Consider the following 24,060-nt stretch of genomic DNA (forward strand, 5'->3'; position numbering starts at 1 on the left):
TCTAGGTCATTTACAGGCGTTCTACACTGGCGGGCGAGCTTGTGAATCACTTCACAACAGTCTGAACAAGCTTGTGAACTGTTTCACAAGCGTTTGTTAGGTTCGCCTAACAAACGAGCTGGAGAACAACACCCTTAGGGTGCGGGCGACCGCGAGGAAAGGACGACGGAGCGTGCTTGACCCTTACCTCCCCCTCGTATTGATGTTCGCGCTCGCCGGGGCGTTCGCACTGTTCTCGGTGACCGCGGCTCCCTACATCGGACCGCGCCGCTACAACAAGGCGAAGCTCGACGCGTACGAGTGCGGCATCGAGCCGAGCCCGCAGCCGGTCGTGGGCGGTGGGCGCATGCCCGTCGCCTACTACCTGACGGCGATGCTGTTCATCTTGTTCGACATCGAAATGGTCTTCCTCTACCCGTTCGCCGTAGCGGCCGACAAGCTCGGCCTGTTCGGGCTGGTGGAGATCGTCCTGTTCGTCGCCACGGTCGGCTTCGCGTACGTCTACGTGTGGCGTCGCGGCGGCCTCGACTGGAACTGAGGAAGTCATGGGTCTCGAGGAGAAGCTCCCGAACGGCATCCTGCTGGTCAGCGTCGAGAAGCTGGTCAACTGGACCCGCAAGTCCTCGCTGTGGCCTGCCACCTTCGGCCTGGCCTGCTGCGCCATCGAGATGATGACGACGGGTGGTCCGCGGTACGACCTGGCCCGCTTCGGCATGGAGGTCTTCCGGGCCTCACCGCGCCAGGCGGACCTGATGATCGTGGCCGGCCGCGTCACCAACAAGATGGCGCCGGTGCTGCGGCAGATCTACGACCAGATGCCCGAGCCGCGCTGGGTGCTGGCCATGGGCGTGTGCGCCAGCACTGGCGGCATGTTCAACAACTACGCGGTGGTGCAGGGCGTCGACCACGTCGTGCCCGTCGACATGTACCTGCCGGGCTGCCCGCCGCGGCCGGAGATGCTGATGGACGCGATCCTCAAGATCCACGCCAAGATCATGGACGAGCCGCTGGGCGCCGTGCGCGCCAAGGCGCTCGCCGACTCGGGCTACCGCACCGATCTCATCCCGTCGTCCGAGCGTTTTGCGAGGAAGAAGTGACCGAGCCAGGGGGAGAGCACTCCAGCGTCAACCGCGCGGGAGAAGACCTCGAGAAGACCAACCCGACAGACGCGCAGGCGAAGGCGCCGATCCTCTCCGGCAAGGAGCGTCAGGGCCTGTTCGGCGTCACCGGTTCCGGTGACACGTCCGGCTTCGGTGGCCTCAGGTTGCCCGCCCACGTCTCCGCGCCCGCCGAGCGCCCGTTCGGTGGCTGGTTCGACGAGGTCGCGGACGAGCTGTTCGCTTCGATCGCGGACAAGGGCCTGCCCGCCGACACGGTGCAGCAGGTGACGGTCGACCGCGGCGAGATCACCTTCTACCTCAAGCCGGAGACGCTGCTGGAGGTCGCGCGGATCTTCCGCGACACCCCGGCGCTGCGCTTCGAGCTCTGCAGCTCGGTCTCCGGTGTGGACTACGGCGCCGACGTGCCGCAGCGCCTGCACTCGGTCGTGCACCTCACGTCGATGACGTACCGCCGCCGCGTCCGGCTGGAGGTCGCGGTCGACGTCGAGCACCCGCACGTGCCGAGCCTCGTCGAGGTCTACCCGACGGCGGACTGGCAGGAGCGCGAGACCTGGGACATGTTCGGGATCATCTACGACGGTCACCCCGGACTGACCCGCATCCTCATGCCGGACGACTGGGACGGACACCCCCAGCGCAAGGACTACCCGCTGGGTGGCATCCCGGTGGAGTACAAGGGCGCGGAGATTCCTCCGCCGGACCAGAGGCGGTCCTACTCATGACCGAGCGGCTTTCCGACGCGACCACGGGCACCGACACGAGCGGTCCCGGGCGCGACAGCGTCGAGACCCACGAGACCCCGGAGATCGCCGACTCCCGCAAGACCACCGAGGGCACCGTCTACACGGTGACCGGCGGCGACTGGGACGAGGTGCTCGCGGACGCGGTCCACGACGAGCGCATCGTCATGAACCTCGGCCCGCAGCACCCCTCGACCCACGGCGTGCTCCGCCTGGTCCTGGAGCTCGAGGGCGAGACGGTCACGCACGCGCGCAGCGTCATCGGCTACCTGCACACCGGCATCGAGAAGAACCTCGAGTACCGGAACTGGGTCCAGGGCGTCACCTTCATCACGCGCACCGACTACCTCGCGCCGCTGCACCACGAGGCCGCGTACTGCATGGCCGTCGAGAAGCTGCTCGGCGTCACGGTGCCGGACAAGGCGCAGGCCATCCGCGTGCTGCTGATGGAGATCAACCGGATCAGCTCGCACCTCGTCGCGCTCGCCACCGGCGGCATGGAGCTCGGTGCCCTCACCGGCATGACCTCCGGCTTCCGCGAGCGCGAAGAGGCCCTGCACCTGCTGGAGCACCTCACCGGCCTGCGGATGAACCACGCGTTCATCCGTCCCGGCGGTCTCGCGCAGGACCTGCCGGACGACGCGGTCGAGAAGATCACCGCGTTCGTCAAGATCATGGAAAAGCGGCTGCCGGACTACGACAAGCTGCTCACCGGCCAGCCGATCTGGCGCAACCGCATGGCGGGCGTGGGTTACCTGCCCGTCGACGCGTGCCTCGCGCTCGGCATCACCGGCCCGATCCTGCGCTCCGCCGGCCTCGCCTGGGACCTGCGCAAGATCGAGCCGTACAGCGGCTACGAGAACTACCAGTTCGACGTGCCGACCTCGAACGCGGCGGACTGCTTCGCGCGGTACCTGCTGCGTCTCGAGGAGATGCACCAGTCGCTGCGGATCATCAAGCAGGTCGTGAAGAGCCTGCCGACCGGTCCGGTCATGGTCGAGGACGCGAAGATCGCGTGGCCGGCGCAGCTCACGATCGGCAGCGACGGCATGGGCAACTCGCTCGAGCACGTCCGCAAGATCATGGGCCAGTCCATGGAGTCCCTGATCCACCACTTCAAGCTGGTGACCGAGGGCTTCAAGGTTCCGGCGGGCCAGGTGTACGTGCCGGTCGAGTCGCCGCGCGGCGAGCTCGGCTACCACGTCGTCTCCGACGGCGGCACCAGGCCGATGCGCGTGCACCTGCGCGAACCAAGCTTCGTGAACCTCCAGTCGATGCCCGCGATGTGCGAGGGCGGCATGGTCGCCGACGTCATCGCGTCCGTCGCCTCGATCGACCCGGTGATGGGTGGTTGCGACCGATGACTCAAGCACAAGAAACCGCTTTCGACCAGTCCACTGTGGACCGCGCGCAGGCGATCGTCGCCCGCTACCCGCAGGCCCGCAGTGCGCTGCTGCCGATGCTGCACCTGGTGCAGTCGGTCGAGGGCTACGTCTCCCAGGACGGCATCCGGTTCTGCGCCGGACAGCTCGACCTGAGCGAGGCCGAGGTCAGCGCGGTCGCGACGTTCTACACGATGTACAAGCGCAAGCCGTGCGGTGAGCACCTGGTCAGCGTGTGCACGAACACGCTGTGCGCGGCGCTGGGCGGCGACGAGATCTACTCGACGCTCAAGAGCCACCTCGGTGTGGGCCACGAGGAGACCGCGGGCGAGCCCGGCACGCAGGGGTCGATCACGCTGGAGCACGCCGAGTGCCTCGCCGCGTGCGACCTCGGCCCGGTGCTGCAGGTCAACTACGAGTTCTACGACAACCAGACGCCGGACAAGGCCCTGGGACTCGTGAAGGCGTTGCAGTCAGGGGACAAGCCCGCCCCGACGCGCGGCGCCCCGCTCACCGACTTCAAGCAGGCCGAGCTCCAGCTCGCCGGGTTCTTCGAGGGTCGCGACGCCGACCTCGACGGCCCGTCGGCGGCGCCGGAGACGCTGGCCGGTGCGCAGATCGCCAAGGACCGCGGCTGGGACGCGCCGAACACGCCGTCCAACGCCGAGTTCCCTGCCCTGCCGGAAAAGAAGTAGGGAAAACAATGGTTGACCCGCTGACTCCTGTTCTCACCAAGCGCTGGACTGAGCCCAAGTCCTGGACCATCGAGACCTACGAGCGCACCGGTGGCTACACCGCCCTGCCCAAGGCGCTGAAGGCCCACCCGGACCAGCTCATCCAGCAGTGCAAGGACTCCGGACTGCGCGGCCGTGGCGGCGCGGGGTTCCCCACCGGCATGAAGTGGGGCTTCATCCCGCAGGGCGACGGCAAGCCGCACTACCTCGTCATCAACGCCGACGAGGGCGAGCCGGGCACCTGCAAGGACATCCCGCTGATGATGGCGGACCCGCACTCGCTGATCGAGGGCGTGATCATCACGTCGTTCGCGATCCGCGCGAACTTCGCGGCGATCTACGTCCGCGGCGAGGTCCTGCACTGCATCCGCCGCCTCAACGCGGCGGTGCGCGAGGCGTACGCCAAGGGCTACCTGGGCAAGAACATCCTCGGCAGCGGGTTCGACCTCGACGTGGTGATCCACGCCGGCGCCGGCGCGTACATCTGCGGCGAGGAGACCGCGCTGCTCGACTCGCTGGAGGGCCGTCGTGGCCAGCCGCGACTCAAGCCGCCGTTCCCCGCGACCTCGGGCCTCTACGCGTCGCCCACCGTGGTGAACAACGTCGAGACCATCGCGTCGGTTCCCTTCATCGTCAACGGTGGCGCCGACTGGTTCCGCGAGATGGGTCGCGACCGCTCACCCGGTCCGAAGATCTACTCGCTGTCCGGTCACGTCACGCGGCCCGGCCAGTACGAGGCGCCGATGGGCACCACGCTCCGGCAACTGCTCGACATGGCCGGTGGCATGAAGGACGGCATCCCGATCAAGTTCTGGACGCCGGGTGGCTCGTCCACCCCGCTGTTCACCGCGGAGCACCTCGACGTGCCGCTGGACTTCGAGGGTGCCGCCGAGGCCGGTTCGATGCTGGGCACCACCGCCCTGCAGATCTTCAACGAGACCGTGTCCGTGCCGTGGGCCGTCATGAAGTGGACGGAGTTCTACAAGCACGAGTCGTGCGGCAAGTGCACGCCGTGCCGCGAGGGCACGTACTGGCTCGTGCAGATCCTGCAGCGGATGGTGGCGGGCAACGGCACGGCGAGCGACATCGACACGTTGCTCGACGTCTGCGACAACATCCTCGGCCGCTCGTTCTGCGCGCTGGGTGACGGTGCCGTCAGCCCGATCACCAGTGGCATCAAGTACTTCAAGGACGAGTTCCTCGCCCTGTGCGACCAGAACTCCAAGGTCCTGGCTGGAGCGAACGCATGACCATCGCGCCTGACAAGCCCACTGAGGCTGAGGTCGTTGTCCCGGAAGGACACGTCAAGCTCGTCATCGACGGCGAGACGGTCGTCGCGCCCAAGGGCGAGCTGCTGATCCGCACGGCCGAGCGCCTCGGCACCGTCATCCCGCGCTTCTGCGACCACCCGCTGCTGGAGCCCGCCGGCGCCTGCCGCCAGTGTCTCGTCGAGGTCGAGATGGGCGGCCGGCCCATGCCGAAGCCGCAGGCCTCCTGCACGATGACGGTCGCGGACGGCATGGTCGTGAAGACCCAGCTGACGTCGCCGGTCGCGGACAAGGCCCAGCAGGGTGTGATGGAGCTGCTGCTCATCAACCACCCGCTGGACTGCCCGATCTGCGACAAGGGCGGTGAGTGCCCGCTGCAGAACCAGGCGATCGCCCACGGCCGCAGCGACTCCCGCTTCCACGAGCACAAGCGGACGTTCCCGAAGCCGATCAACATCTCCACGCAGGTGTTGCTCGACCGCGAGCGTTGCGTGCTCTGCCAGCGCTGCACCCGGTTCTCCGCGCAGATCGCCGGCGACCCGTTCATCGAACTGCTGGAGCGCGGCTCGCAGCAGCAGATCGGTGTGGCGCAGGACAAGCCGTTCCAGAGCTACTTCTCCGGCAACACCATCCAGATCTGCCCGGTCGGCGCGCTCACGTCGGCGGCCTACCGCTTCCGCGCCCGGCCGTTCGACCTTGTGTCGACGCCGAGCGTCTGCGAGCACTGCTCGTCGGGTTGCGCCGAGCGCACCGACTGGCGGCGCGGCAAGGTGCAGCGCAAGCTCGCCGGCGACGACCCGCAGGTCAACGAGGAGTGGATCTGCGACAAGGGCCGGTTCGCCTTCCGCTACGCCACGACCGGTGACCGGATCAAGCGCCCGCTGGTCCGCGACGCCGAGTCCGGTGAGCTGCGCGAGTCGTCCTGGACCGAGGCGCTGCAGGTCGCGGCGGCCGGTCTGGCGGCGGCACGGGACGCGAACGGCGTCGGTGTCCTCACCGGTGGCCGGCTGACCGTCGAGGACGCCTACGCGTACTCGAAGTTCGCCCGGATCGCGTTGCACACCAACGACATCGACTTCCGCGCCCGGCCGCACAGCGCCGAGGAGCTGGAGTTCCTGTCCGGCACCACGGTGTTCACCAACCCGGACAACGGAGTCACCTTCCAGGGCATCGAGTCCGCACCGGCCGCGTTGCTGGTCGCGTTCGAGCCCGAGGAAGAGGCGCCGATCGTCTTCCTGCGCCTGCGTAAGGCCGCTCGCAAGGGCACCACGAAGGTCTTCCACCTCGGCCAGTACACGACCCCGGCCGTGGAGAAGACCTACGGCACGCTGCTCGCCTGCGTGCCCGGTGCCGAGGCGAACGCCATCAACGCGTTGCCGGAGCACGCTTCCGACGTCGTCGACCTGCTCGGCAAGCCCGGTGCGGTGATCCTGGTCGGCGAGCGCGCCGCCGAGATCCCCGGCGCGTTCTCCGCGGTCGCCAGGCTGGCCGAGCGCACGGGCGCCAAGGTCGCGTGGATCCCGCGCCGTGCCGGTGAGCGCGGCGCGCTCGCGGTCGGTGCCACGCCGAACCTGCTGCCCGGCGGCCGCCACGTCGCGAACGCCGCGGCGCGCACCGAGGTCGAGCGCACCTGGGGCGTCGAGGAGGGCTCGCTTCCCGCGACGCCGGGCCGCGACACCACGGGCATCCTGGAAGCCGCCGCGAACGGCGAGCTGTCCGGTCTGCTGATCGGTGGCGTCGACCCGTTCGACCTGCCCGACCCGCGGCTCGCGGAGAAGGCCCTGTCGGGTGCCGGTTTCATCGTGAGCCTGGAGCTTCGGCCCAGCGCGGTCACCGCGTACGCCGACGTCGTGCTCCCGATCGCGCCCTCGGTCGAGAAGGCCGGCAGCTACCTCAACTGGGAGGGCCGCCGCCGCGAGTTCGGCACCACGCTCGAAGGCACCGGCTCGCTGCCCGACTGCCGCGTGCTCGACACCCTCGCGGTGGAGATGGACGCGGACCTGTTCACGCAGACGCCCGCCGCCTCTGCCGCCGACCTGGCCCGTCTGGGCGAGGGGACGCCGAGCGGTTCCTCGCTCAACGTCGCCGCGCCGCTGGTGTCCCCGGCCGGTGCGGGCAAGGCCGTGCTCGCCACGTGGCACCGCCTGATCGGCAACGGCTCGCTGCAGGTGGACGAACCGCACCTCGCCGGCACGGCCCGCCCGGTCGTCGCGAAGGTCGCCGAGACCACCGCGCGGCAGTTCGGCCTTCAGACCGGCGGTCAGGTCACCGTGTCCACCGACCGCGGCGCGATCACGCTCCCGGTCGAGACCGACGACCTGCCAGAGGGCGTCATCTGGCTGCCCACCAACTCGGGTGACGTGACCGTGCGCCGCACGCTCGGCGCGGGCCACGGTTCGATCGTCTCCGTCAGTGGGGTGAACTCATGACCCAGCACGTTTACGCAGCGGAGATCGGCGAGACCGGCCGGCTGCTCGCCGACGACCCGATCTGGCTGGTGCTGATCAAGGTCGTGGCGATCTTCGCGTTCCTCGTGGTCATGACTCTGTTCATGATCAACTGGGAGCGCAAGGTCGTCGCGAGGATGCAGCACCGCCCCGGCCCGAACCGGGTCGGTCCCAACGGCTGGCTGCAGTCGCTCGCGGACGGTCTGAAGCTCGCGTTCAAGGAGGACATCCGCCCGGTCCTCGCGGACAAGTGGGTGTTCTTCCTCGCCCCGGTGATCTCGTGCATCCCCGCGTTCCTCGCGTTCTCGGTGATTCCGCTCGGCGGACCGGTGAGCATCAACGGCGAGTGGACCACGTTGCAGCTCGTCGACCTGCCGGTCGGCGTGCTCGTGGTGCTGGCCTGCTCCTCGATCGGCGTCTACGGCATCGTGCTGTCCGGCTGGGCCTCCGGCTCGCCGTACCCGCTGCTCGGCGCGCTGCGGTCGGCCGCGCAGGTGATCTCCTACGAGATCGCGATGGGCCTGTCGATCGTCGCGGTGATCATGTTCACCGGCTCGATGTCGACCGGTGACATCGTCGGCGCGCAGGCGACCACCGTGCTCGGGTTCGCTCCCGGCTGGTTCGGCCTCCTGCTCTTCCCCAGCTTCGCGATCTACGTCGTGTCGATGGTCGGCGAGACCAACCGCGCCCCGTTCGACCTCCCCGAGGCCGAGTCGGAGCTCGTCGGTGGTTTCCACACGGAGTACAGCTCGCTGAAGTTCGCGCTGTTCTTCCTCGCCGAATACGTCAACATGGTCACCGTCTCGGCGCTCGCGACCACGCTCTTCCTCGGCGGCTACCACGCCCCGTGGAGCGGCGAGTTCCTGAACACCGGCTGGTGGGGCCTGCTCTGGTTCATCGTCAAGACGCTGGGCTTCCTGTTCATCTTCATCTGGCTGCGCGGCACGCTGCCCCGCATGCGCTACGACCAGTTCATGCGCCTGGGCTGGAAGGTGCTGGTCCCGACCAGCCTCGTCTGGATCATGGCCGTCGCGGTCATCCGCACCGGCGCGATCCAGCAGCTCTCCACGGCACAGCGGCTCATCGCGCTCGGCGTGATCGTCGGCCTGGTGCTGCTGGTCTCGTTCCTGCTGCCGGACAAGAAGGTCCAGGACACCAAGGGCGTTCCGCTCGCGGGTTCCGGCTTCCCCGTGCCGCCGCTCGACCTCGTCGTTCCCAAGGCCGCGCCGAAACGCAAGGTCAAGGTCGCCACTCTCCCCAAGGAGACGGCAGCCGTCACCACCGGTAAGGAGGCTGAGTAGGGATGTTCGAGTCCCTGAAAGGCTTCGGAGTCACCTTCGGCACCATGTTCAAGAAGGTGGTGACGGAGGAGTACCCCGAGGTCAAGAAGGTGACCGCGCCGCGGTTCCACGGCCGTCACCAGCTCAACCGGCACCCGGACGGGCTGGAGAAGTGCGTCGGCTGCGAGCTGTGCGCGTGGGCCTGTCCGGCGGACGCGATCTTCGTCGAGGGTGGTGACAACACCGAGGAGGCGCGTTTCTCTCCCGGTGAGCGCTTCGGCGCCGACTACCAGATCAACTACCTGCGCTGCATCGGCTGCGGCCTGTGCATCGAGGCGTGCCCGACCCGTTCGCTCACGATGACGAACGAGTACGAGCTCGCCGACGACAACAGGCAGGACCTGATCTTCACCAAGGAGGACCTGCTCGCCCCGCTGCTGCCCGGCATGGAGCAGCCGCCGCACCCGATGCGGCTCGGCGCGAACGAGCAGGACTACTACGTGAACGGCCCGCAGCTGGCCAAGGAGGCCGAGCTGTGAGTCTTCTCGTCAGTTTCCTGGCCCAGCAGCCGGAACCCGTGCAGCGCGTGGTCGACACCGTCACCACGGGCGAGGCCATCGCGTTCTGGGTCCTCGGCCCGCTCGCGCTGGCCGGTGCGCTCGGCATGCTCTTCGCGCGCAACGCGGTGCACTCCGCGCTGTGGCTCGTCGTGACGATGCTCAGCCTCGGCGTGCTCTACATGATCCAGCAGGCGCCGTTCCTCGGCTTCGTGCAGATCATCGTCTACACCGGCGCGATCATGATGCTGTTCCTGTTCGTGCTGATGATGGTCGGCCGCGACAGTTCGGACTCCGTCGTCGAGGTGATCCGCGGCCAGCGGCTCGCGGCCGCGTTGCTCGGCATCGGGTTCGCCGTGATCCTGGTCGGTTCGGTCGGCCGCGCGCTGAACGGTGTCGACGCCCGCGGTCTCGCCGAGGCGAACACCACGAACGGCGGCAACGTCGGCAACATCGGCCAGAAGCTCTTCACGGACTACCTGTTCGCGTTCGAGCTCACGTCGGCGCTGCTGATCACCGCCGCCCTCGGCGCGATGATCCTGGCCTTCGTCGGCCGCGACGGGAAGCCCTCCAAGAAGACGCAGAAGGAACTCGTCGAGGAGCGCTTCCAGGACGGCAAGCGGGTCGGCTCGCTGCCGGGCCCCGGCGTCTTCGCCACCGCCAACTCGGTGGCCACCCCCGCCCTGCTGCCCGACGGCACCGTGGCGGAGGAGTCGCTGTTCGAGGTCATCGAGGCGACCGACAAGGCCACTCTCTCGGACGACGTCGCCGACGTGGCCGGCACCGGGCATCAGGCCGACGCGCACGCGCTCAAGGGAAGTGAGTCGTGACTCCCACGTACTACCTGCTGCTGTCGGCACTGCTGTTCAGCATCGGCGCCGTCGGCGTTCTGGTGCGCCGCAACGCCATCGTGGTCTTCATGTGCGTCGAGCTCATGCTCAACGCGGTCAACCTGAGCCTCGTGACGTTCGCGCGGATCAACGGCTCGCTCGACGGTCAGGTGATGGCGTTCTTCGTGATGGTCGTCGCCGCGGCGGAGGTCGTCGTCGGCCTCGCGATCATCATGTCCATCTTCCGGACGCGTCGCTCGGCCTCGGTCGACGACTCGAACCTGCTGAAGTACTGAGGGGTCACCGGTGACGGAACCTGTTGTCGCCAGCGGGGTCGCGAGCTTCGCCTGGTTGTTGCTCGCGCTGCCCGCGTTCGGTGCGGCGGTGCTGTTGGTCAGTGGCAGGCGCGCCGACAAGTGGGGCCACCTGCTCGGCAGCGCCACGTTGCTGGCGTCGTTCGGCTACGCGCTCGCGTTGTTCTTCTCGACGATCGGCATCTCGAACGCAGAGGAGCGGGTGCAGAACCTGCACCTGTTCAACTGGATCGACGTCAACGCGCTGACCGTCGCGTTCGGACTGCGGATCGACCCGCTGTCGCTGACGTTCGTCCTGCTGATCACCGGTGTGGGCTCGCTGATCCACATCTACTCGATCGGCTACATGGCGCACGAGGAAGGCAGGCGGAAGTTCTTCGCCTACCTCAACCTCTTCGTCTCGGCGATGCTCCTGCTGGTGCTGGGCAACGGCTTCGTGACCCTGTACTTCGGCTGGGAGGGCGTCGGTCTCGCCTCGTACCTGCTGATCGGCTGGTACCAGTACAAGCCGGAAGCGGCATCGGCGGCCAAGAAGGCCTTCCTGATGAACCGCGTCGGTGACCTGGGCCTCGCCATCGCGATCTTCCTGATGTTCAACAAGCTCGGGACGACGCAGTACACCGAGGTCTTCAGCCGCGTCGGCGAGTTCTCCTCCGCCGAGGTCCTCGCGATCACGCTGCTGCTGCTCCTGGGTGCCTGCGGCAAGTCCGGTCAGTTCCCGCTCCAGGCCTGGTTGCCGGACGCGATGGCCGGCCCGACCCCGGTGTCCGCCCTGATCCACGCGGCGACGATGGTCACCGCGGGCGTGTACCTGATCGCCCGCTCCAACCCGCTCTACAACCTGAGCGAGGACGGCCGCCTGGTCGTCATGATCATCGGTGCCGTCACGCTGCTGATCGGGTGCATCATCGGTTGCGCTTACGACGACTTCAAGAAGGTCCTGGCGTACTCGACGGTCTCGCAGATCGGTTACATGATCCTCGCGGTGGGCCTCGGCCCGATCGGCTACGCGCTGGGCATCATGCACCTGCTGACGCACGGTTTCTTCAAGGCCGGGCTCTTCCTCGGTGCCGGTTCGGTCATGCACGGCATGAACGACGAGGGCAACATCCGCAGGATGGGCGGGCTCTACAAGTTCCTGCCGATCACCTTCGTCACCTGGACGCTCGGCTACCTCGCGCTGATCGGCATCCCGCCGTTCGCGGGTTACTTCTCGAAGGACGCCATCATCGCGGCGGCGTTCACCGGGGAGGGCTGGCGCCCGTACGTCTTCGGTGGTGTCGCACTGCTCGGCGCCGCGCTGACCGCGTTCTACATGACGCGCCTGCTGATCCTCGTCTTCCTGGGCAAGCCCCGCTGGAAGGAACTGAAGTCCGAGGACGGCAAGGAATACCACCCGCACGAGTCCCCGCTGACGATGACCGTTCCGATGATCATCCTCGCGGTCGGCTCGATCGGTGGCGGCTGGTTCCTCTCCTCCGGCGGACGTCTGGCCGGCTGGCTGGAGCCCTCGCTGGGCGAGCTGAAGGAAGAGCACGGTGTCATCTCGCACGGCATGGTCGGGATCCTGACCGTCGTGCTCGCGCTCGTCGGCGCCGGTCTCGCGTTCCTGCTCTTCGGCCGCCGCAAGCAGCCGGTCGAGCGGCCGGCTCGCGTGTCCTGGCCGGTGCGCGCGGCCCGTGCGGACCTCTACGGCAACGCACTGAACGAGGCCCTGTTCGCGCGGCCGGGCACCTGGCTCACCCGCGCGCTGGTGTTCTTCGACCTCAAGGGCGTCGACGGGCTGGTCAACGGCACCGCGGCGCTGCTCGGCGGTAGCTCCGGCCGGTTGCGCAGGCTGCAGACCGGGTTCGTCCGCTCCTACGCACTGTCCATGCTGCTGGGCTCGATCTTCGTGCTCGGGGCGCTCCTGGTGGTGAGGTTCTCGTGACCTGGGTTCTGATCGCACTGCTGGTGGTGCCGCTGGTCGGCGCACTGGTGGTGGCGTTCCTGCGCAAGGACGACAAGAAGGCCAAGCTCGTCGCGTTGGCGTTCTCGCTCGTCGAGCTCGTGCTCGCCGCTCTGCTGTGGTTCGCCTACGACCCGGACGGCGATCGCATCCAGCTCGCCTCGGGCGTGGACTGGATCCCGGCGTTCGGCGTGCGGCTGCAGTTCGGCATCGACGGCATCGCGCTGGTGATGATCGCGGTCATCGCGCTGCTGATCCCGCTGGTGATCGGTGCCGGCTGGACGGAGAAGCTGCCCGCCGGTCGTTCGCAGGGCGGTTACCTCTCGCTGATCCTGATCCAGGAGGCCGTGACGGTCGCGGTGTTCGCCGCCACCGACGTCTTCCTGTTCTACGTGCTCTTCGAAGTCATGCTGATCCCGATGTACTTCCTGATCGGCGGCTACGGCGGCGCGCGCAGGCAGTACGCGGCGGTCAAGTTCTTCCTGTACTCGTTCCTCGGCGGCCTGATCATGCTGGCCTCCGCGATCGGCGCCTACGCGATGGCGTCGGACGAGCTGGGCAAGGGCACGTTCGACTGGGCGACGCTGGTGAAGGTGGTCAGCGACGCCGACTCGACGACGCAGACCTGGCTGTTCCTCGGCTTCTTCCTGGCGTTCGCGATCAAGGCGCCGCTCGTGCCGTTCCACACCTGGCTGCCCGACGCGGCCGCCGAGGCGCCCATCGGCGTCACGGTGATCGTCGTCGGCATCCTGGACAAGGTCGGCACGTTCGGCATGCTGCGCTACCTGCTGCCGATGTTCCCGGAGGCGTCGAAGAACCTGGCGCCGTACGTGCTCGTGCTCGCGGTGGCCGGTGTCCTTTATGGATCGCTGCTCGCCACGGGCCAGCGAGACATGAAGCGGTTCCTCGCCTACGTCTCGATCGCCCACTTCGGCTTCATCGCGCTCGGCATCTTCTCGTTCACGTCGCAAGCGGGCGTGGGCTCGGTGTCGTACATGCTCAACCACTCGATCTCGACCGGCATGCTGATCCTCGTGGTCGGCATGGTGATCGCGCGCGGTGGTTCGTCGCTGATCGCCGACTACGGCGGCATGTCGAAGGTGGCGCCGCTGCTCGCGGGCATGCTGCTGCTGTCGGGCCTGACCACGCTGTCGCTGCCGGGCACGAACTCGTTCGTCTCGGAGTTCCTCGTGCTGATCGGCTCGTTCCCGACGCAGCCGGTGTTCACGATCATCGCGACGGTCGGCATGGTGCTCGCGGCGCTCTACGTGCTGTGGCTCTACCAGCGGATCATGACCGGCCCGCTGCGCGGCGACGCGCTCGTGGCCGCGGCCGCCGGTCCGGGAGCCGTCGGCGACCCGGAGAAGAAGACCACCATCGGCGACCTCTCCAAGCGTGAGATCGCAGTGCTGGCACCGCTCGTTGTCATCGTGCTGGCGCTCGGGTTCTACCCGCAGCCGGTGCTCGACGTCATCACCCCGACCGTTGGGGCGACGCTGACCGAGGTCGGCGTGACCGACCCGGTCACCGTGCAGGAAGGCAAGTGACGTGAACCTTCTCGTCGCTCAGGCGCAGACGATCGAGGCGCCGGAGATCGATTACGGCGCCATCGCGCCGCTGCTGATCGTGCTCGGCGCGGCATGCGTCAGCGTGCTGCTGGAAGCGTTGCTGCCCAAGCATCAGCGGTGGGCCGTGCAGCTCGTGCTCACGCTCGTGACGCTGGTCGGTGCCGTTGGCGCACTGATCGTCTACGCCACGTCGGAGCGCCCCGAGCAGGGCGTGGCGACGCTGGCGGGCGCGATCGCGGTCGACTCGCCGTCGCTCTTCCTGTGGGCCACCTTGCTGGTGCTGGGATTCGGCTCGGTGTTGCTGATCGCCGACCGCTCGGTCGAGCCCGGCGGCGCGTTCGTGGCTCAGGCCGCGATCCGTCCCGGCACCGTGCAGGACCGCGCGCAGGCGACGAAGACCGGCATGCAGACCGAGGTCTTCCCGCTCACGCTGTTCGCGCTCGGCGGCATGATGACGTTCGTCGCCTCGAACGACCTGCTGACGATGTTCATCGCGCTGGAAGTCCTGTCGCTGCCGCTGTACCTGCTGTGCGGCCTGGCTCGCCGCCGTCGCCTGCTCTCGCAGGAAGCGGCCGTGAAGTACTTCCTGCTCGGCGCTTTCGCCTCCGCGTTCTTCCTGTACGGCGTCGCTCTGCTGTACGGCTACGCGGGTTCGGTGAAGCTCTCGGCCATCGCGACCGCAGCCGGTGGCACGGACCGTTCCGACACGCTGCTGTTCGCGGGCTTCGGCCTGCTGGTGGTGGGCCTGCTGTTCAAGGCCGCCGTCGGCCCGTTCCACGCCTGGACCCCGGACGTGTACCAGGGCGCGCCGACGCCGGTGACGGCGTTCATGGCCGCGTGCACCAAGGTCGCCGCGTTCGGCGGCATCCTGCGCGTGCTCACGGTCGCGTTCGAGAACACGCAGTGGGAGTGGCGCGGCGTGCTTTACGGCGTCGCGGTCGTGTCGATGGTGATCGGCGCGATCCTGGGCCTCACCCAGACCGACGTGAAGCGCATGATCGCGTACTCCTCGGTGGCCCACGCGGGCTTCCTGCTGATCGGCTCCATCGCGCTGACGCCGGAAGGCGACGCACCCGGTGTGAGCGCGACCATGTTCTACCTGCTGGCGTACGGCTTCACCACGATCGCCGCGTTCGGCATCGTGTCGCTGGTCCGCAACTCGGACGGCGAGGCGACGCACCTGTCGCAGTGGGCGGGTCTCGCGAAGCGGTCGCCGATCGTGGCGGCCACCTTCACGTTCCTGCTGCTGGCCCTGGCCGGAATTCCGCTGACGTCCGGTTTCATCGGCAAGTTCGTCGTGTTCAGCGCGGCGATCGAAGCCGGCCTGACGCCGCTCGTGGTGATCGCACTGGTGGCCTCGGCCGTCGCGGCGTTCTTCTACCTGCGGGTGATCGTGCTGATGTACTTCAGCGACCCGGCTCCGGACGGTCCGACCGTGACGGTGCCCGGCGCGTTCACCACGATCGCGATCACGCTGGGCGCCGTGGTGACCTTGGTGCTGGGTTTGTGGCCCACGTTCGTGCTCGATTGGGCGGGTACCGGCTCCTTCCTCAGCTAGGTGTACGTAGGCTGCTGGTGTGACCAGTAGCGAGCATGAGGGACCGGGGTTCGCGTTGGTGGACCCCGTGCTCACTCAGGTAGTCCAGGACGGCCTGGCCGAGGTGGAGCAGATCCTGCACGACGTCGTGCAGAGCGAGTTCCACCCGGTCACGGAGACGTCCCTGCACCTCGTGGAGGCGGGCGGCAAGCGGATCCGCCCGCTCTTCACACTCCTCGCATCGCAGTTCGGCGCCGACTGGGACCGGGAAAAGGTCATCAAGGCGGCCGCTGTGGTCGAGCTCACCCACCTCGCGACGCTCTACCACGACGACGTCATGGACGAGGCGACCATGCGGCGCGGAGCGGTCTCCGCGAACGTCAAGTGGGACAACAGCATCGCGATCCTGACGGGCGACTTCCTGTTCGCCCACGCGTCCCGGCTCACCGCCGATCTCGGCACGGACGCGGCGCGGATCATCGCGGAGACCTTCTCGGTCCTGGTGACCGGTCAGATGCGCGAGACCGTCGGGCCGAAGCCGGACGAGGACCCGATCTCCCACTACCTCACGGTGATCGAGGAGAAGACGGGCGTCCTGATCGCCACCGCGGCCAGGTTCGGCGGCATGTTCTCCGACGCGACCGACGAGCAGACGGACGCGCTGCGCCGGTACGCCGAGGTGATCGGGGCGGCGTTCCAGATCTCCGACGACGTGATCGACATCGCTTCGCCGTCCGTGACGTCCGGCAAGACACCGGGCACGGACCTGCGCGAGGGCGTGAAGACGCTGCCGATGCTCTACGCGCTGGCGGACCCGTCCGAGACGCGGCTCGCCGAGCTGCTGGCGGAGCCGATCACCGAGGACGAGCTGGTGGACGAGGCCCTGGCCCTGCTGCGGAAGTCCGCGGGCATGGACAAGTCGCGCGAGATGCTCGACGACTACGTGGACCGGGCCCGCACGGAGCTGAGCAAGCTGCCGGAGTGCGCCGCCCGTGACGCTCTTGAGGAGCTCGCGGTCTACGTCGTGGAGCGTTCTCGCTAGTGATCAGCTGACCGGCGCGAGCGCCTGCTTGCGCCGGTTCCTCATCGCGTCGACCGTGAAGATCGCGAGCGCCAGCCAGACGAGGGCGAACCCGATCCACCTGCTGGCCGGCATCGGTTCGTGCACCACGAACACGCCCCAGGCGAACTGCAGCACCGGAGCGAGGTACTGCAGCATGCCCATCGTGATCAGCGGAATCCGTTGCGCGCCCGCGCCGAACAACACCAGCGGGACCGCCGTGACGATGCCGGTGCTCAGGAGCAGCAGGGTGTGACCGGTGCCTTCGGTGGTGAAGGTGTTCGCGCTGCCTAGGACGAGCAGGTAGACGAGCGCGATCGGGGCGATCACGGCGCTCTCCGCGGTGAGGCTGGTGATGGAGTCCAGCGGCACCTTCTTCTTGAGCAGGCCGTAGACGCCGAACGAGAAGCCGAGGATCAGCGAGATGATCGGCAGCCTGCCGTAGTCGACGGTGAGCACGATCACAGCGACGATGACCACAGCGATCGCTACGGTCTGCGGCAGCCGCACGCGTTCCTTCAGGAAGATCATGCCCAGCGCGACGCTCACCAGCGGCGTGATGAAGTAGCCGAGCGCGGCCTCCACGACGTGGTGGGCGTTGACCGCGTAGATGTAGGTGCCCCAGTTCACCGTGATCAACACGGCCGCTGCGGTAACGATCAGCCAGCCTTTTCCGGATAGTTCGAGGAAAGGTCGCCACCGTCGGAGGATCATGACGACGATGGCGAGCGTGACGAACGACCAGACGATCCGGTGCGCGAGCACCTCGACCGGCTGGGCGGGTACGAGGAGTGGCCAGTACGCCGGGAACAGGCCCCAGAGGACGTACGCGAGTGCGCCGTAGGTGAGCCCTCGCCCCTGGGTGTGAACTTCTGGCGAAGTAGTGGCCGAGGTTGTCAGAGGGGGCACAAAATCCCACTCTACGCTGGGCTTTCCACCCGTTATTTGCGCTGAACGGCGTAGTGACGGAGCATCATCAAAGGCACTGTAGTTTGGCCCTGCTCACCCTTCCGAGTGAGTGAGGTCGGAGTGTGGTCTTAGAAGGGGCTTACCCGTGAACATCTTCGGGCAGGTCTGGCTGTGGAGCCTGCTGTCCTTCGTTGCGGGAGTACTGCTCACCTGGTTGGTGATGGTGCGCCCCGCACGCAAGCAGATCGCCGACCTTGATGATCAACTTCTCGACGCGCGCAGGTCGGCGTCGCCGGTCGTGGCGACCGTTGCCGCGGAGGACTTCGAGGTCGAGTGGGACGCGCCGCCGCGCTCGTTGAGCGACGACGTGCTGACGCCGCCCACGGCCGTTCCGGCGCTTCCCCCCGCGCCCGCGCCGTACGCGGAGCCGCCCGCCTACTTCGGTGAGCCCGTGCCGGCTCCCGCCCCGGCGCCGCTCCCGGTTCCGGCGCCGCTCCCGGTCGTGGAGGAGCCAGAGCCCGCGCCGTACGAGAGCGCGCCGTACGAGACCACGACGTTCGAGGCCCAGCCCGAGGTCGAGCCTGAGGTCGAGGAGGAGCCTGCCGCGCCGGTCCGCCAGTACCTGGAGCCGGAGGAGGCCCAGCGCCGTTTCGAGGAGCAGCTGGCCGAGCAGAAGGCACTCGCCGACGCCGACGACGACCGTCCGAGGTCGCTGTTCGAGCGCCTCGGGCCGGAGGACGTCCCCGCCGAGACGCCGGCCGAGCAGACGACGGTCCTGCAGCTCTCCGGCCTGGAGGCCGCGGACTTCGACGACGAGCCGGAGCTCCCGTCCGAGCAGACGTCGTACGTGCCCACGGTCAAGCCGGTCGCCGAGCCCGGTGCCCCTGCCTCGCAGCCGACCGCGGGGCCGGAGGTCGACGAGCAGGCCGACGACTTCATCTACCAGCCGCGCGAGGTGTGGGCCCAGGAGGAGCAGGAGGCGTTCCTCGACGAGGCCGCCGAGCAGGAGGACGAGCCCACCGGCACCCGCTCCGAGCAGACGACGTTCATCGCCGTCGAGGAGAGCAGCTGGCCGGACAACGACCTCACCGGTGAGTACCCCGGCCTGCGCGACGAGATCTCCGGTCAGCTGGACGGTTTCACCGAGCCCGCGCACGAGGTCGAGCCCGAGTCACCGGCCGAGCAGACCGGCCTGATCGAGCCGATCGTCGAACCGGTCGACCTGGACGCGCCGAGCGTTCGCAACGGCGTCTTCGAGTCGACGCTGGCCGAGGAACAGGCGTTCACGGAGCCGGAGCGCGAACCAGAGCCGGAACCCGAACCGGAGCCGGAGCCCGCGCAGGAATCCGCGCACTCGCTGCGCGAGGAGCCTGAGCCGGTCTTCGAGGAGTTCGTCGAGCCCGAGCCCGCTTACGAGCCTGAGCCCACTTACTCCCAGTCCCTGTTCTCCCAGCCGTTCAGCACTCCCGGTGCCCCGGCGCCCGCGCCGTTCTCGGCGTTCGAGCCGCGCGTCGAGCTCGACGAGGTCCCGGAGCGCACCCCGCGTGCTGTCGGTGCCGCGTTCTCCCACGGGACCGAGGCCCCCGCCGCACCGGTGGCGCCGCCGGCCCCGGCCGCCGAAGCCCCGCGTTCGCTGTTCGAACCGTTGCTGGACGCCGACGAGCCGTTGCCCGCTCTCGGGCAGACCCGCGCGCTCCCGGACACGAGCAACGACCAGCCGTTCGTGCCGAAGTTCGTGCCGAGCGGAGAGCCGCTGCTCGCCGCCCCGCCGGAGCCGGACCCCGAACCGGTCATCGAGGACCTGCCGCAGCGGCACACCGAGGCGGGCCTGCCGATCCGCGAGGCCCGTCGCACCACGCCGCAGCGTCAGCAGAGCTTCCCGGCGTTCTCGGCGTTCGAGTCGCCGAAGCAGGAACCTCAGCCCACCCCCGCGGCGGCGCTCCCGGCCCGCCCCCGTCCGGTCGGCTTCTCGCCGTCCACCGGCGGCCGTCCGAACGGCACTCCCGCCGGCGGCCCGTCGTCGGGGGCGCGGTTCCAGCAGCCGGAGGGCTTCAACCCGCGCTCGCCGTTCGGTCCCGGCTCGGTGCTGCCGAAGTCGGACGGCCACGCGCCGGCCGCGGACTTCTCGGTGAAGGCCACGCTGACCGGTCGCCGTTACTACGCCGAGGGCTCCGCGAACTTCGTGGAGACGCGGGCCGACGTGTGGTTCCGCACCGAGGCCGATGCGGAGAAGGCCGGCTTCCGTCCCGCTCCCTGATCAATCACCGCCAAATGGAACGCTGTTCTGGCTGCGGATGACGTGCGTCGATAGCTTCGGCGCATGTCATCCGAGCTGGCGAAATCCCAGATCTCCTCGACCATCGTGGACTCGATCGAGGATCTGAAGGGCACCCACCACGGCTTCCGCCGCGCCCACGCCCGAGGCTTCGTCTACGAAGCCGTGTTCACGCCCAACGGTGCCGCGGCGCCGTTCACGACCGCCCCGCACCTGCAGGGCGCGCCGGTCCGCGCGACCGTTCGCTTCTCGCACACCGACGCCAACCCGCACGCGTTCGACAGCGACCGGTCGGTGCGGGGGTTCGCGACGAAGTTCCACCTCGCCGACGGCACCAACACCGACCTGGTGATGGTGAACGTGCAGCGGTTCGTCGCCGCGACGCCCGAGGAGTTCGTGGAGTTCATCAAGGCCGCCAAGGCGGACACCGATGCCCACGACCCGTCCGTGCCGCACATCAAGTCGTTCGTCGGCGCGCATCCGACCGTCGGCCCCGCGCTGGTGGCGGCCAAGACCATCGCGATCCCGGACAGCTACGGCACCACGCAGTACTGGGCCATCCACGCGTTCCTGTGGCGTGACGCTTCCGGTGTGGTGCGCCCGATCCGCTACTCGTGGGTGCCGGAGGCGGGCATCGTCGACGCCGCCGACTCCTCGTCGTGGACCCCGCACCACCTCACCGAGGAACTGCGCGACCGGCTGCCGATCTCGTTCGTGCTGCGCGTGACGTTCGGCGAACCGGGCGACCCGACGCACGACTCGACGGTGGCGTGGCCGGACGACCGCCGGTCCGTCGACGTCGGCCGGATCGAGATCATCGGGGAGGCGCCGGACCAGGAGTACTGGCAGTCGCAGGTGTTCGACCCGACCTCGCTGGTGTCCGGCATCGAACTGTCGGACGACCCGGTGCTGGCCGCCCGCAGCACGATCTACGCGGTCTCCTACGACCGCCGCTCGCACCAGAGGTGACAAAAAGGCCCCCACCGCGTTCGGTGGGGGCCTTCGAGTGGTTCCGGGGTCAGCCGACCACGGTCCAGGTGTCCTTGCCGTGCAACAGCTTGCTCAGGTCCGCGGCCTTGGCGTTCTTGGCCTCGTTGACCTGCGCACGCACGCCGTCGTCGTACGTCGCGCGGTCCGCACGCCGGAAAATGCCCGTGACGGTGTGCGTGAGGTCCTGCGTCGACAGCCGCGAGAGCGCGAACGACAGGTTCAGGTCCGACGCGTCGTGCACGACGATGTCGCTCGCGTCCACGTCCGCGGACTTCGCGACCGCGAGCCCGAAGCCCTCGCGCACCACGCAGTACTCGCCCTCACGACCGAACCTGATCGGCTCGCCGTCGACGACGTGGATGATCCGCCGCTGTGCCTCGTCCGCGTCCTTCAGCACGTCGAACGCGCCGTCGTTGAAGATGGGGCAGTTCTGGTAGATCTCCACGAGCGCCGAGCCGCGGTGTTCCGCCGCCTGGCGCAGCACCGAGGTGAGACCGGCCTTGTCCGAGTCGAGCGCCCGGCCCACGAAGGAGGCCTCCGCGCCCAGTGCCAGCGACACCGGGTTGAACGGGTGGTCGACCGAGCCGATCGGCGTCGACTTGGTGACCTTGCCCGGCTCCGAGGTCGGCGAGTACTGGCCCTTGGTGAGGCCGTAGATCCTGTTGTTGAACAGCAGGATCTTGAGGTTCACGTTGCGCCGCAACGTGTGGATCAGGTGGTTGCCGCCGATGGACAGCGCGTCACCGTCACCGGTCACCACCCACACGCTCAGGTCCGGCCGCGCCACGGCGAGACCCGTCGCGATGGCCGGCGCACGGCCGTGGATGGAGTGCATGCCATAGGTGTTCATGTAGTACGGGAAGCGGGACGAGCACCCGATGCCCGAGACGAACACGATGTTCTCGCGCTTGAGACCCAGCGACGGCAGGAACGACTGCATGGTGTTGAGCACGATGTAGTCGCCACAGCCGGGGCACCAGCGAACTTCCTGGTCCGACTTGTAGTCCCTGGCCGACTGCTTCTCGTCGGTGGTGGGAACCCCGGTCAAGCCGGGGAGACCGATGTCGATTGCGGTCACGCCGACACCCCCTTGATCACGTCAGCGAGCACGTCCTGCAGCTCTTCCGCCTTGAAGGGCAGGCCCTGCACCTTGGTGTACGACACGGCGTCCACCAGATACTTCGCCCTCAGCAGCAACGCCAGCTGGCCGAGGTTCATTTCCGGCACGATGACCTTCTCGTACGACTTCAGCACGTCACCCAGGTTCTTGGGGAACGGGTTGAGGTGCCGCAGGTGCGCGTGCGCGACCGGAAGGCCGAGCTTGCGGACCCGCCGTGCCGCCGCGCCGATCGGACCGTAGGACGAACCCCAGCCGACGACCAGGACCTTCGCGTTGCCGTCCGGGTCCTCGACCACGACGTCCGGCACCTCGATGCCGTCGATCTTCGCCTGGCGCAGGCGGACCATCTTGTCGTGGTTGTCGGGGTCGTACGAGATGTTGCCGGTGATGTCCTGCTTCTCCAGACCGCCGATGCGGTGCTGCAGACCAGGGGTGCCGGGCACCGCCAACGGCCGTGCCAGCGTCTCCGGATCACGGGAGTACGGCTGGAAGTTCTCCGGATCCGTCGCGAACTCGACCGTCAGGTCCGGCAGCGTCTCGACGTCGGGGATCATCCACGGCTCGGAGCCGTTCGCGATCGCGCCGTCCGACAGGAACAGCACCGGCGTGCGGTACTTCAGCGCGATCCTGGTCGCGTCGACCACGGCGTCGAAGCAGTCCGAAGGGGACTGCGGCGCCACGATCGGCACGGGCGACTCGCCGTTGCGGCCGAACATCGCCTGCAGCAGGTCGGCCTGCTCGGTCTTCGTCGGCAGACCGGTCGACGGGCCACCGCGCTGCACGTCGATCACGAGCAGCGGCAGTTCGGTCATCACGCCGAGGCCGATGGTCTCGGACTTCAGCGCGATGCCGGGGCCGGACGTCGACGTCACGCCGATCGCACCGCCGTAGGACGCGCCGAGGGCGATGCCGATGCCCGCGATCTCGTCCTCGGCCTGCACCGTGGTGATGTCGAAGTTCTTGTGCTTGCTCAGTTCGTGCAGGATGTCCGACGCCGGCGTGATCGGGTACGTGCCGAGCACGACCGGCAGGCCCGACAGCTGCGCCGCCGCGACGATGCCGTACGCCGTCGCCGTGTTGCCGGTGATCTGGCGGTACGTGCCGACGTTGAGCTTCGCGGGCGCCACCTCGTAGGTGACGGCGAAGGCCTCGGTCGTCTCGCCGTAGTAGAAGCCGGCGCGGAACGCCAGGACGTTGGCCTCGGCGATGTCGGGCTTCTTCGCGAACTTCTCGCGCAGGAACCGTTCCGTGCCCTCGGTCGGCCGGTGGTACATCCACGACAGCAGGCCGAGCGCGAACATGTTCTTCGCGCGTTCGGCGTCCTTCTTGCCGAGGCCGGTCTCTTCGAGAGCGCCGATGGTCAGCGTCGCCATGGCGACCTTGTGGACCTGGAACCGTTCGAGCGAGTCGTCCTCGAGCGGATTCGAGTCGTACCCGACCTTCGTCAGGTTCCGCTTCGAGAACTCGTCGGTGTTGACGATGAGGATGCCGCCGTCCGGCAGGTCGACGACGTTCGCCTTGAGCGCGGCGGGGTTCATCGCGACGAGAACGTCGGGACGGTCGCCGGGCGTCAGGATGTCGTAGTCGGCGAAGTGCAGCTGGAACGACGACACACCGGGCAGCGTGCCCTGTGGTGCGCGGATCTCGGCGGGGAAGTTGGGCTGCGTGGCGAGGTCGTTGCCGAACGCCGCCGCTTCCGACGTGAACCGGTCTCCGGTGAGCTGCATACCGTCACCGGAGTCGCCGGCGAAGCGGATCACAACGCGATCCAGCTTGCGAGTCTCAGTGCTCATTCCTACGCCGATACCTCTCTCCAAGGGTGGCCGTGCCCCACCACGAGGGTAGTCGCCAGGACCGCCTGCGAGACGGGCCGTGTACCACCAGGCGAGACGAACTGTCCCATCTGCCGCACCGGGTCCTTAACTAGACGGTAAGCACAGCGCTACCAGCGGATACCCGAATGCGGCAGACGTCACCCTC

General features: G+C 68.2%; 20 protein-coding genes. 17 read left to right on the plus strand and 3 right to left on the minus strand.

Annotation, left to right across the window (positions count from 1 at the left end):
- The first annotated feature begins 172 nt into the window (after nt 1–172).
- Genes SK854_RS21240 through SK854_RS21310 form a run of 15 tightly spaced genes read left to right on the plus strand, consistent with a single transcriptional unit; the run spans nt 173 to nt 16,768 of the window.
- A complete protein-coding gene (locus tag SK854_RS21240; RefSeq protein ID WP_030478224.1) occupies nt 173–538 on the plus strand; it encodes an NADH-quinone oxidoreductase subunit A in 366 nt (121 codons plus the stop codon).
- A gap of 7 nt (nt 539–545) precedes the next feature.
- Nucleotides 546–1,097, plus strand: a complete 552-nt coding sequence (locus SK854_RS21245) for a NuoB/complex I 20 kDa subunit family protein (RefSeq protein WP_090013186.1) — start codon at nt 546–548, stop codon at nt 1,095–1,097.
- Nucleotides 1,094–1,843, plus strand: a complete 750-nt coding sequence (locus SK854_RS21250; protein WP_319976830.1) for an NADH-quinone oxidoreductase subunit C — start codon at nt 1,094–1,096, stop codon at nt 1,841–1,843. The genes SK854_RS21245 and SK854_RS21250 overlap by 4 nt, the downstream gene beginning before the upstream one ends.
- Nucleotides 1,840–3,225, plus strand: coding sequence for an NADH-quinone oxidoreductase subunit D (locus SK854_RS21255; RefSeq protein WP_319976831.1), 1,386 nt, complete (start codon nt 1,840–1,842; stop codon nt 3,223–3,225). Before SK854_RS21250 ends, SK854_RS21255 begins: the two co-directional genes overlap by 4 nt.
- Nucleotides 3,222–3,938, plus strand: a complete 717-nt coding sequence (nuoE, locus tag SK854_RS21260) for an NADH-quinone oxidoreductase subunit NuoE (protein WP_319976832.1) — start codon at nt 3,222–3,224, stop codon at nt 3,936–3,938. Before SK854_RS21255 ends, nuoE begins: the two co-directional genes overlap by 4 nt.
- A gap of 8 nt (nt 3,939–3,946) precedes the next feature.
- Nucleotides 3,947–5,227: an NADH-quinone oxidoreductase subunit NuoF gene (gene nuoF, locus SK854_RS21265; RefSeq protein ID WP_319976833.1), complete on the plus strand. Its 1,281-nt coding sequence runs from the start codon at nt 3,947–3,949 to the stop codon at nt 5,225–5,227.
- Nucleotides 5,224–7,674 carry an NADH-quinone oxidoreductase subunit G gene (locus SK854_RS21270; protein WP_319976834.1) on the plus strand — a complete coding sequence of 817 codons (2,451 nt, stop codon included), beginning with the start codon at nt 5,224–5,226 and terminating at the stop codon, nt 7,672–7,674. Before nuoF ends, SK854_RS21270 begins: the two co-directional genes overlap by 4 nt.
- 23 nt (nt 7,675–7,697) lie before the next feature.
- Nucleotides 7,698–8,993, plus strand: a complete 1,296-nt coding sequence (nuoH, locus tag SK854_RS21275) for an NADH-quinone oxidoreductase subunit NuoH (RefSeq protein WP_406601806.1) — start codon at nt 7,698–7,700, stop codon at nt 8,991–8,993.
- Nucleotides 8,994–8,995: 2 nt separating this feature from the next.
- Nucleotides 8,996–9,511, plus strand: a complete 516-nt coding sequence (gene nuoI, locus SK854_RS21280) for an NADH-quinone oxidoreductase subunit NuoI (RefSeq protein ID WP_319976836.1) — start codon at nt 8,996–8,998, stop codon at nt 9,509–9,511.
- The gene (locus tag SK854_RS21285; protein ID WP_406601798.1) at nt 9,508–10,359 is read left to right on the plus strand and encodes an NADH-quinone oxidoreductase subunit J; all 852 of its coding nucleotides are present in this window, start codon (nt 9,508–9,510) and stop codon (nt 10,357–10,359) included. Before nuoI ends, SK854_RS21285 begins: the two co-directional genes overlap by 4 nt.
- Entirely contained in the window at nt 10,356–10,655 is a 300-nt protein-coding gene (gene nuoK / locus SK854_RS21290) for an NADH-quinone oxidoreductase subunit NuoK (RefSeq protein WP_030473209.1), read from the plus strand. Before SK854_RS21285 ends, nuoK begins: the two co-directional genes overlap by 4 nt.
- 10 nt (nt 10,656–10,665) lie before the next feature.
- On the plus strand, nt 10,666–12,603 hold the full coding sequence (nuoL, locus tag SK854_RS21295; RefSeq protein WP_319976837.1) for an NADH-quinone oxidoreductase subunit L: 1,938 nt from the start codon (nt 10,666–10,668) through the stop codon (nt 12,601–12,603).
- A complete protein-coding gene (locus SK854_RS21300; RefSeq protein WP_319976838.1) occupies nt 12,600–14,168 on the plus strand; it encodes an NADH-quinone oxidoreductase subunit M in 1,569 nt (522 codons plus the stop codon). The genes nuoL and SK854_RS21300 overlap by 4 nt, the downstream gene beginning before the upstream one ends.
- Before the next feature lies 1 nt (nt 14,169).
- Nucleotides 14,170–15,747: an NADH-quinone oxidoreductase subunit NuoN gene (gene nuoN / locus SK854_RS21305; protein WP_319976839.1), complete on the plus strand. Its 1,578-nt coding sequence runs from the start codon at nt 14,170–14,172 to the stop codon at nt 15,745–15,747.
- Between the two features lie 19 nt (nt 15,748–15,766).
- The gene (locus SK854_RS21310; RefSeq protein ID WP_406601799.1) at nt 15,767–16,768 is read left to right on the plus strand and encodes a polyprenyl synthetase family protein; all 1,002 of its coding nucleotides are present in this window, start codon (nt 15,767–15,769) and stop codon (nt 16,766–16,768) included.
- Between the two features lie 3 nt (nt 16,769–16,771).
- On the opposite strand, the gene rarD is transcribed toward SK854_RS21310, so the two are convergent.
- A complete protein-coding gene (gene rarD, locus SK854_RS21315; RefSeq protein ID WP_319976840.1) occupies nt 16,772–17,695 on the minus strand; it encodes an EamA family transporter RarD in 924 nt (307 codons plus the stop codon).
- A gap of 145 nt (nt 17,696–17,840) precedes the next feature.
- Between rarD and SK854_RS21320 the strand changes: the two genes are divergently transcribed.
- Both SK854_RS21320 and SK854_RS21325 read left to right on the plus strand, forming a co-directional pair.
- Nucleotides 17,841–19,952: a sunset domain-containing protein gene (locus SK854_RS21320; RefSeq protein ID WP_319976841.1), complete on the plus strand. Its 2,112-nt coding sequence runs from the start codon at nt 17,841–17,843 to the stop codon at nt 19,950–19,952.
- A 63-nt stretch (nt 19,953–20,015) separates the two neighbouring features.
- Nucleotides 20,016–20,939, plus strand: coding sequence for a catalase family peroxidase (locus SK854_RS21325; protein WP_319976842.1), 924 nt, complete (start codon nt 20,016–20,018; stop codon nt 20,937–20,939).
- A 49-nt stretch (nt 20,940–20,988) separates the two neighbouring features.
- Here the strand turns inward: SK854_RS21325 and SK854_RS21330 are convergent, their stop codons facing one another.
- Complete coding sequence (locus SK854_RS21330; protein WP_319976843.1) at nt 20,989–22,038, minus strand: thiamine pyrophosphate-dependent enzyme; 1,050 nt, start codon at nt 22,036–22,038, stop codon at nt 20,989–20,991.
- The gene (locus tag SK854_RS21335; protein ID WP_319976844.1) at nt 22,035–23,873 is read right to left on the minus strand and encodes a 2-oxoacid:acceptor oxidoreductase subunit alpha; all 1,839 of its coding nucleotides are present in this window, start codon (nt 23,871–23,873) and stop codon (nt 22,035–22,037) included. Before SK854_RS21335 ends, SK854_RS21330 begins: the two co-directional genes overlap by 4 nt.
- Between the last annotated feature and the right edge of the window lie 187 nt (nt 23,874–24,060).

Source organism: Lentzea sokolovensis, from assembly GCF_033949975.1.
GTDB classification, from domain to species: Bacteria; Actinomycetota; Actinomycetes; order Mycobacteriales; family Pseudonocardiaceae; genus Lentzea; species Lentzea sokolovensis.

Coding starts and splice junctions, on each gene's coding strand:
- SK854_RS21245 (WP_090013186.1), top strand. CDS start 546: ATGGGTCTCGAGGAGAAGCTCCCGAACGGCATCCTGCTGGTCAGCGTC.
- SK854_RS21255 (WP_319976831.1), top strand. CDS start 1,840: ATGACCGAGCGGCTTTCCGACGCGACCACGGGCACCGACACGAGCGGT.
- nuoE (WP_319976832.1), top strand. CDS start 3,222: ATGACTCAAGCACAAGAAACCGCTTTCGACCAGTCCACTGTGGACCGC.
- nuoF (WP_319976833.1), top strand. CDS start 3,947: ATGGTTGACCCGCTGACTCCTGTTCTCACCAAGCGCTGGACTGAGCCC.
- SK854_RS21270 (WP_319976834.1), top strand. CDS start 5,224: ATGACCATCGCGCCTGACAAGCCCACTGAGGCTGAGGTCGTTGTCCCG.
- nuoI (WP_319976836.1), top strand. CDS start 8,996: ATGTTCGAGTCCCTGAAAGGCTTCGGAGTCACCTTCGGCACCATGTTC.
- SK854_RS21325 (WP_319976842.1), top strand. CDS start 20,016: ATGTCATCCGAGCTGGCGAAATCCCAGATCTCCTCGACCATCGTGGAC.
- SK854_RS21335 (WP_319976844.1), bottom strand. CDS start 23,873: ATGAGCACTGAGACTCGCAAGCTGGATCGCGTTGTGATCCGCTTCGCC.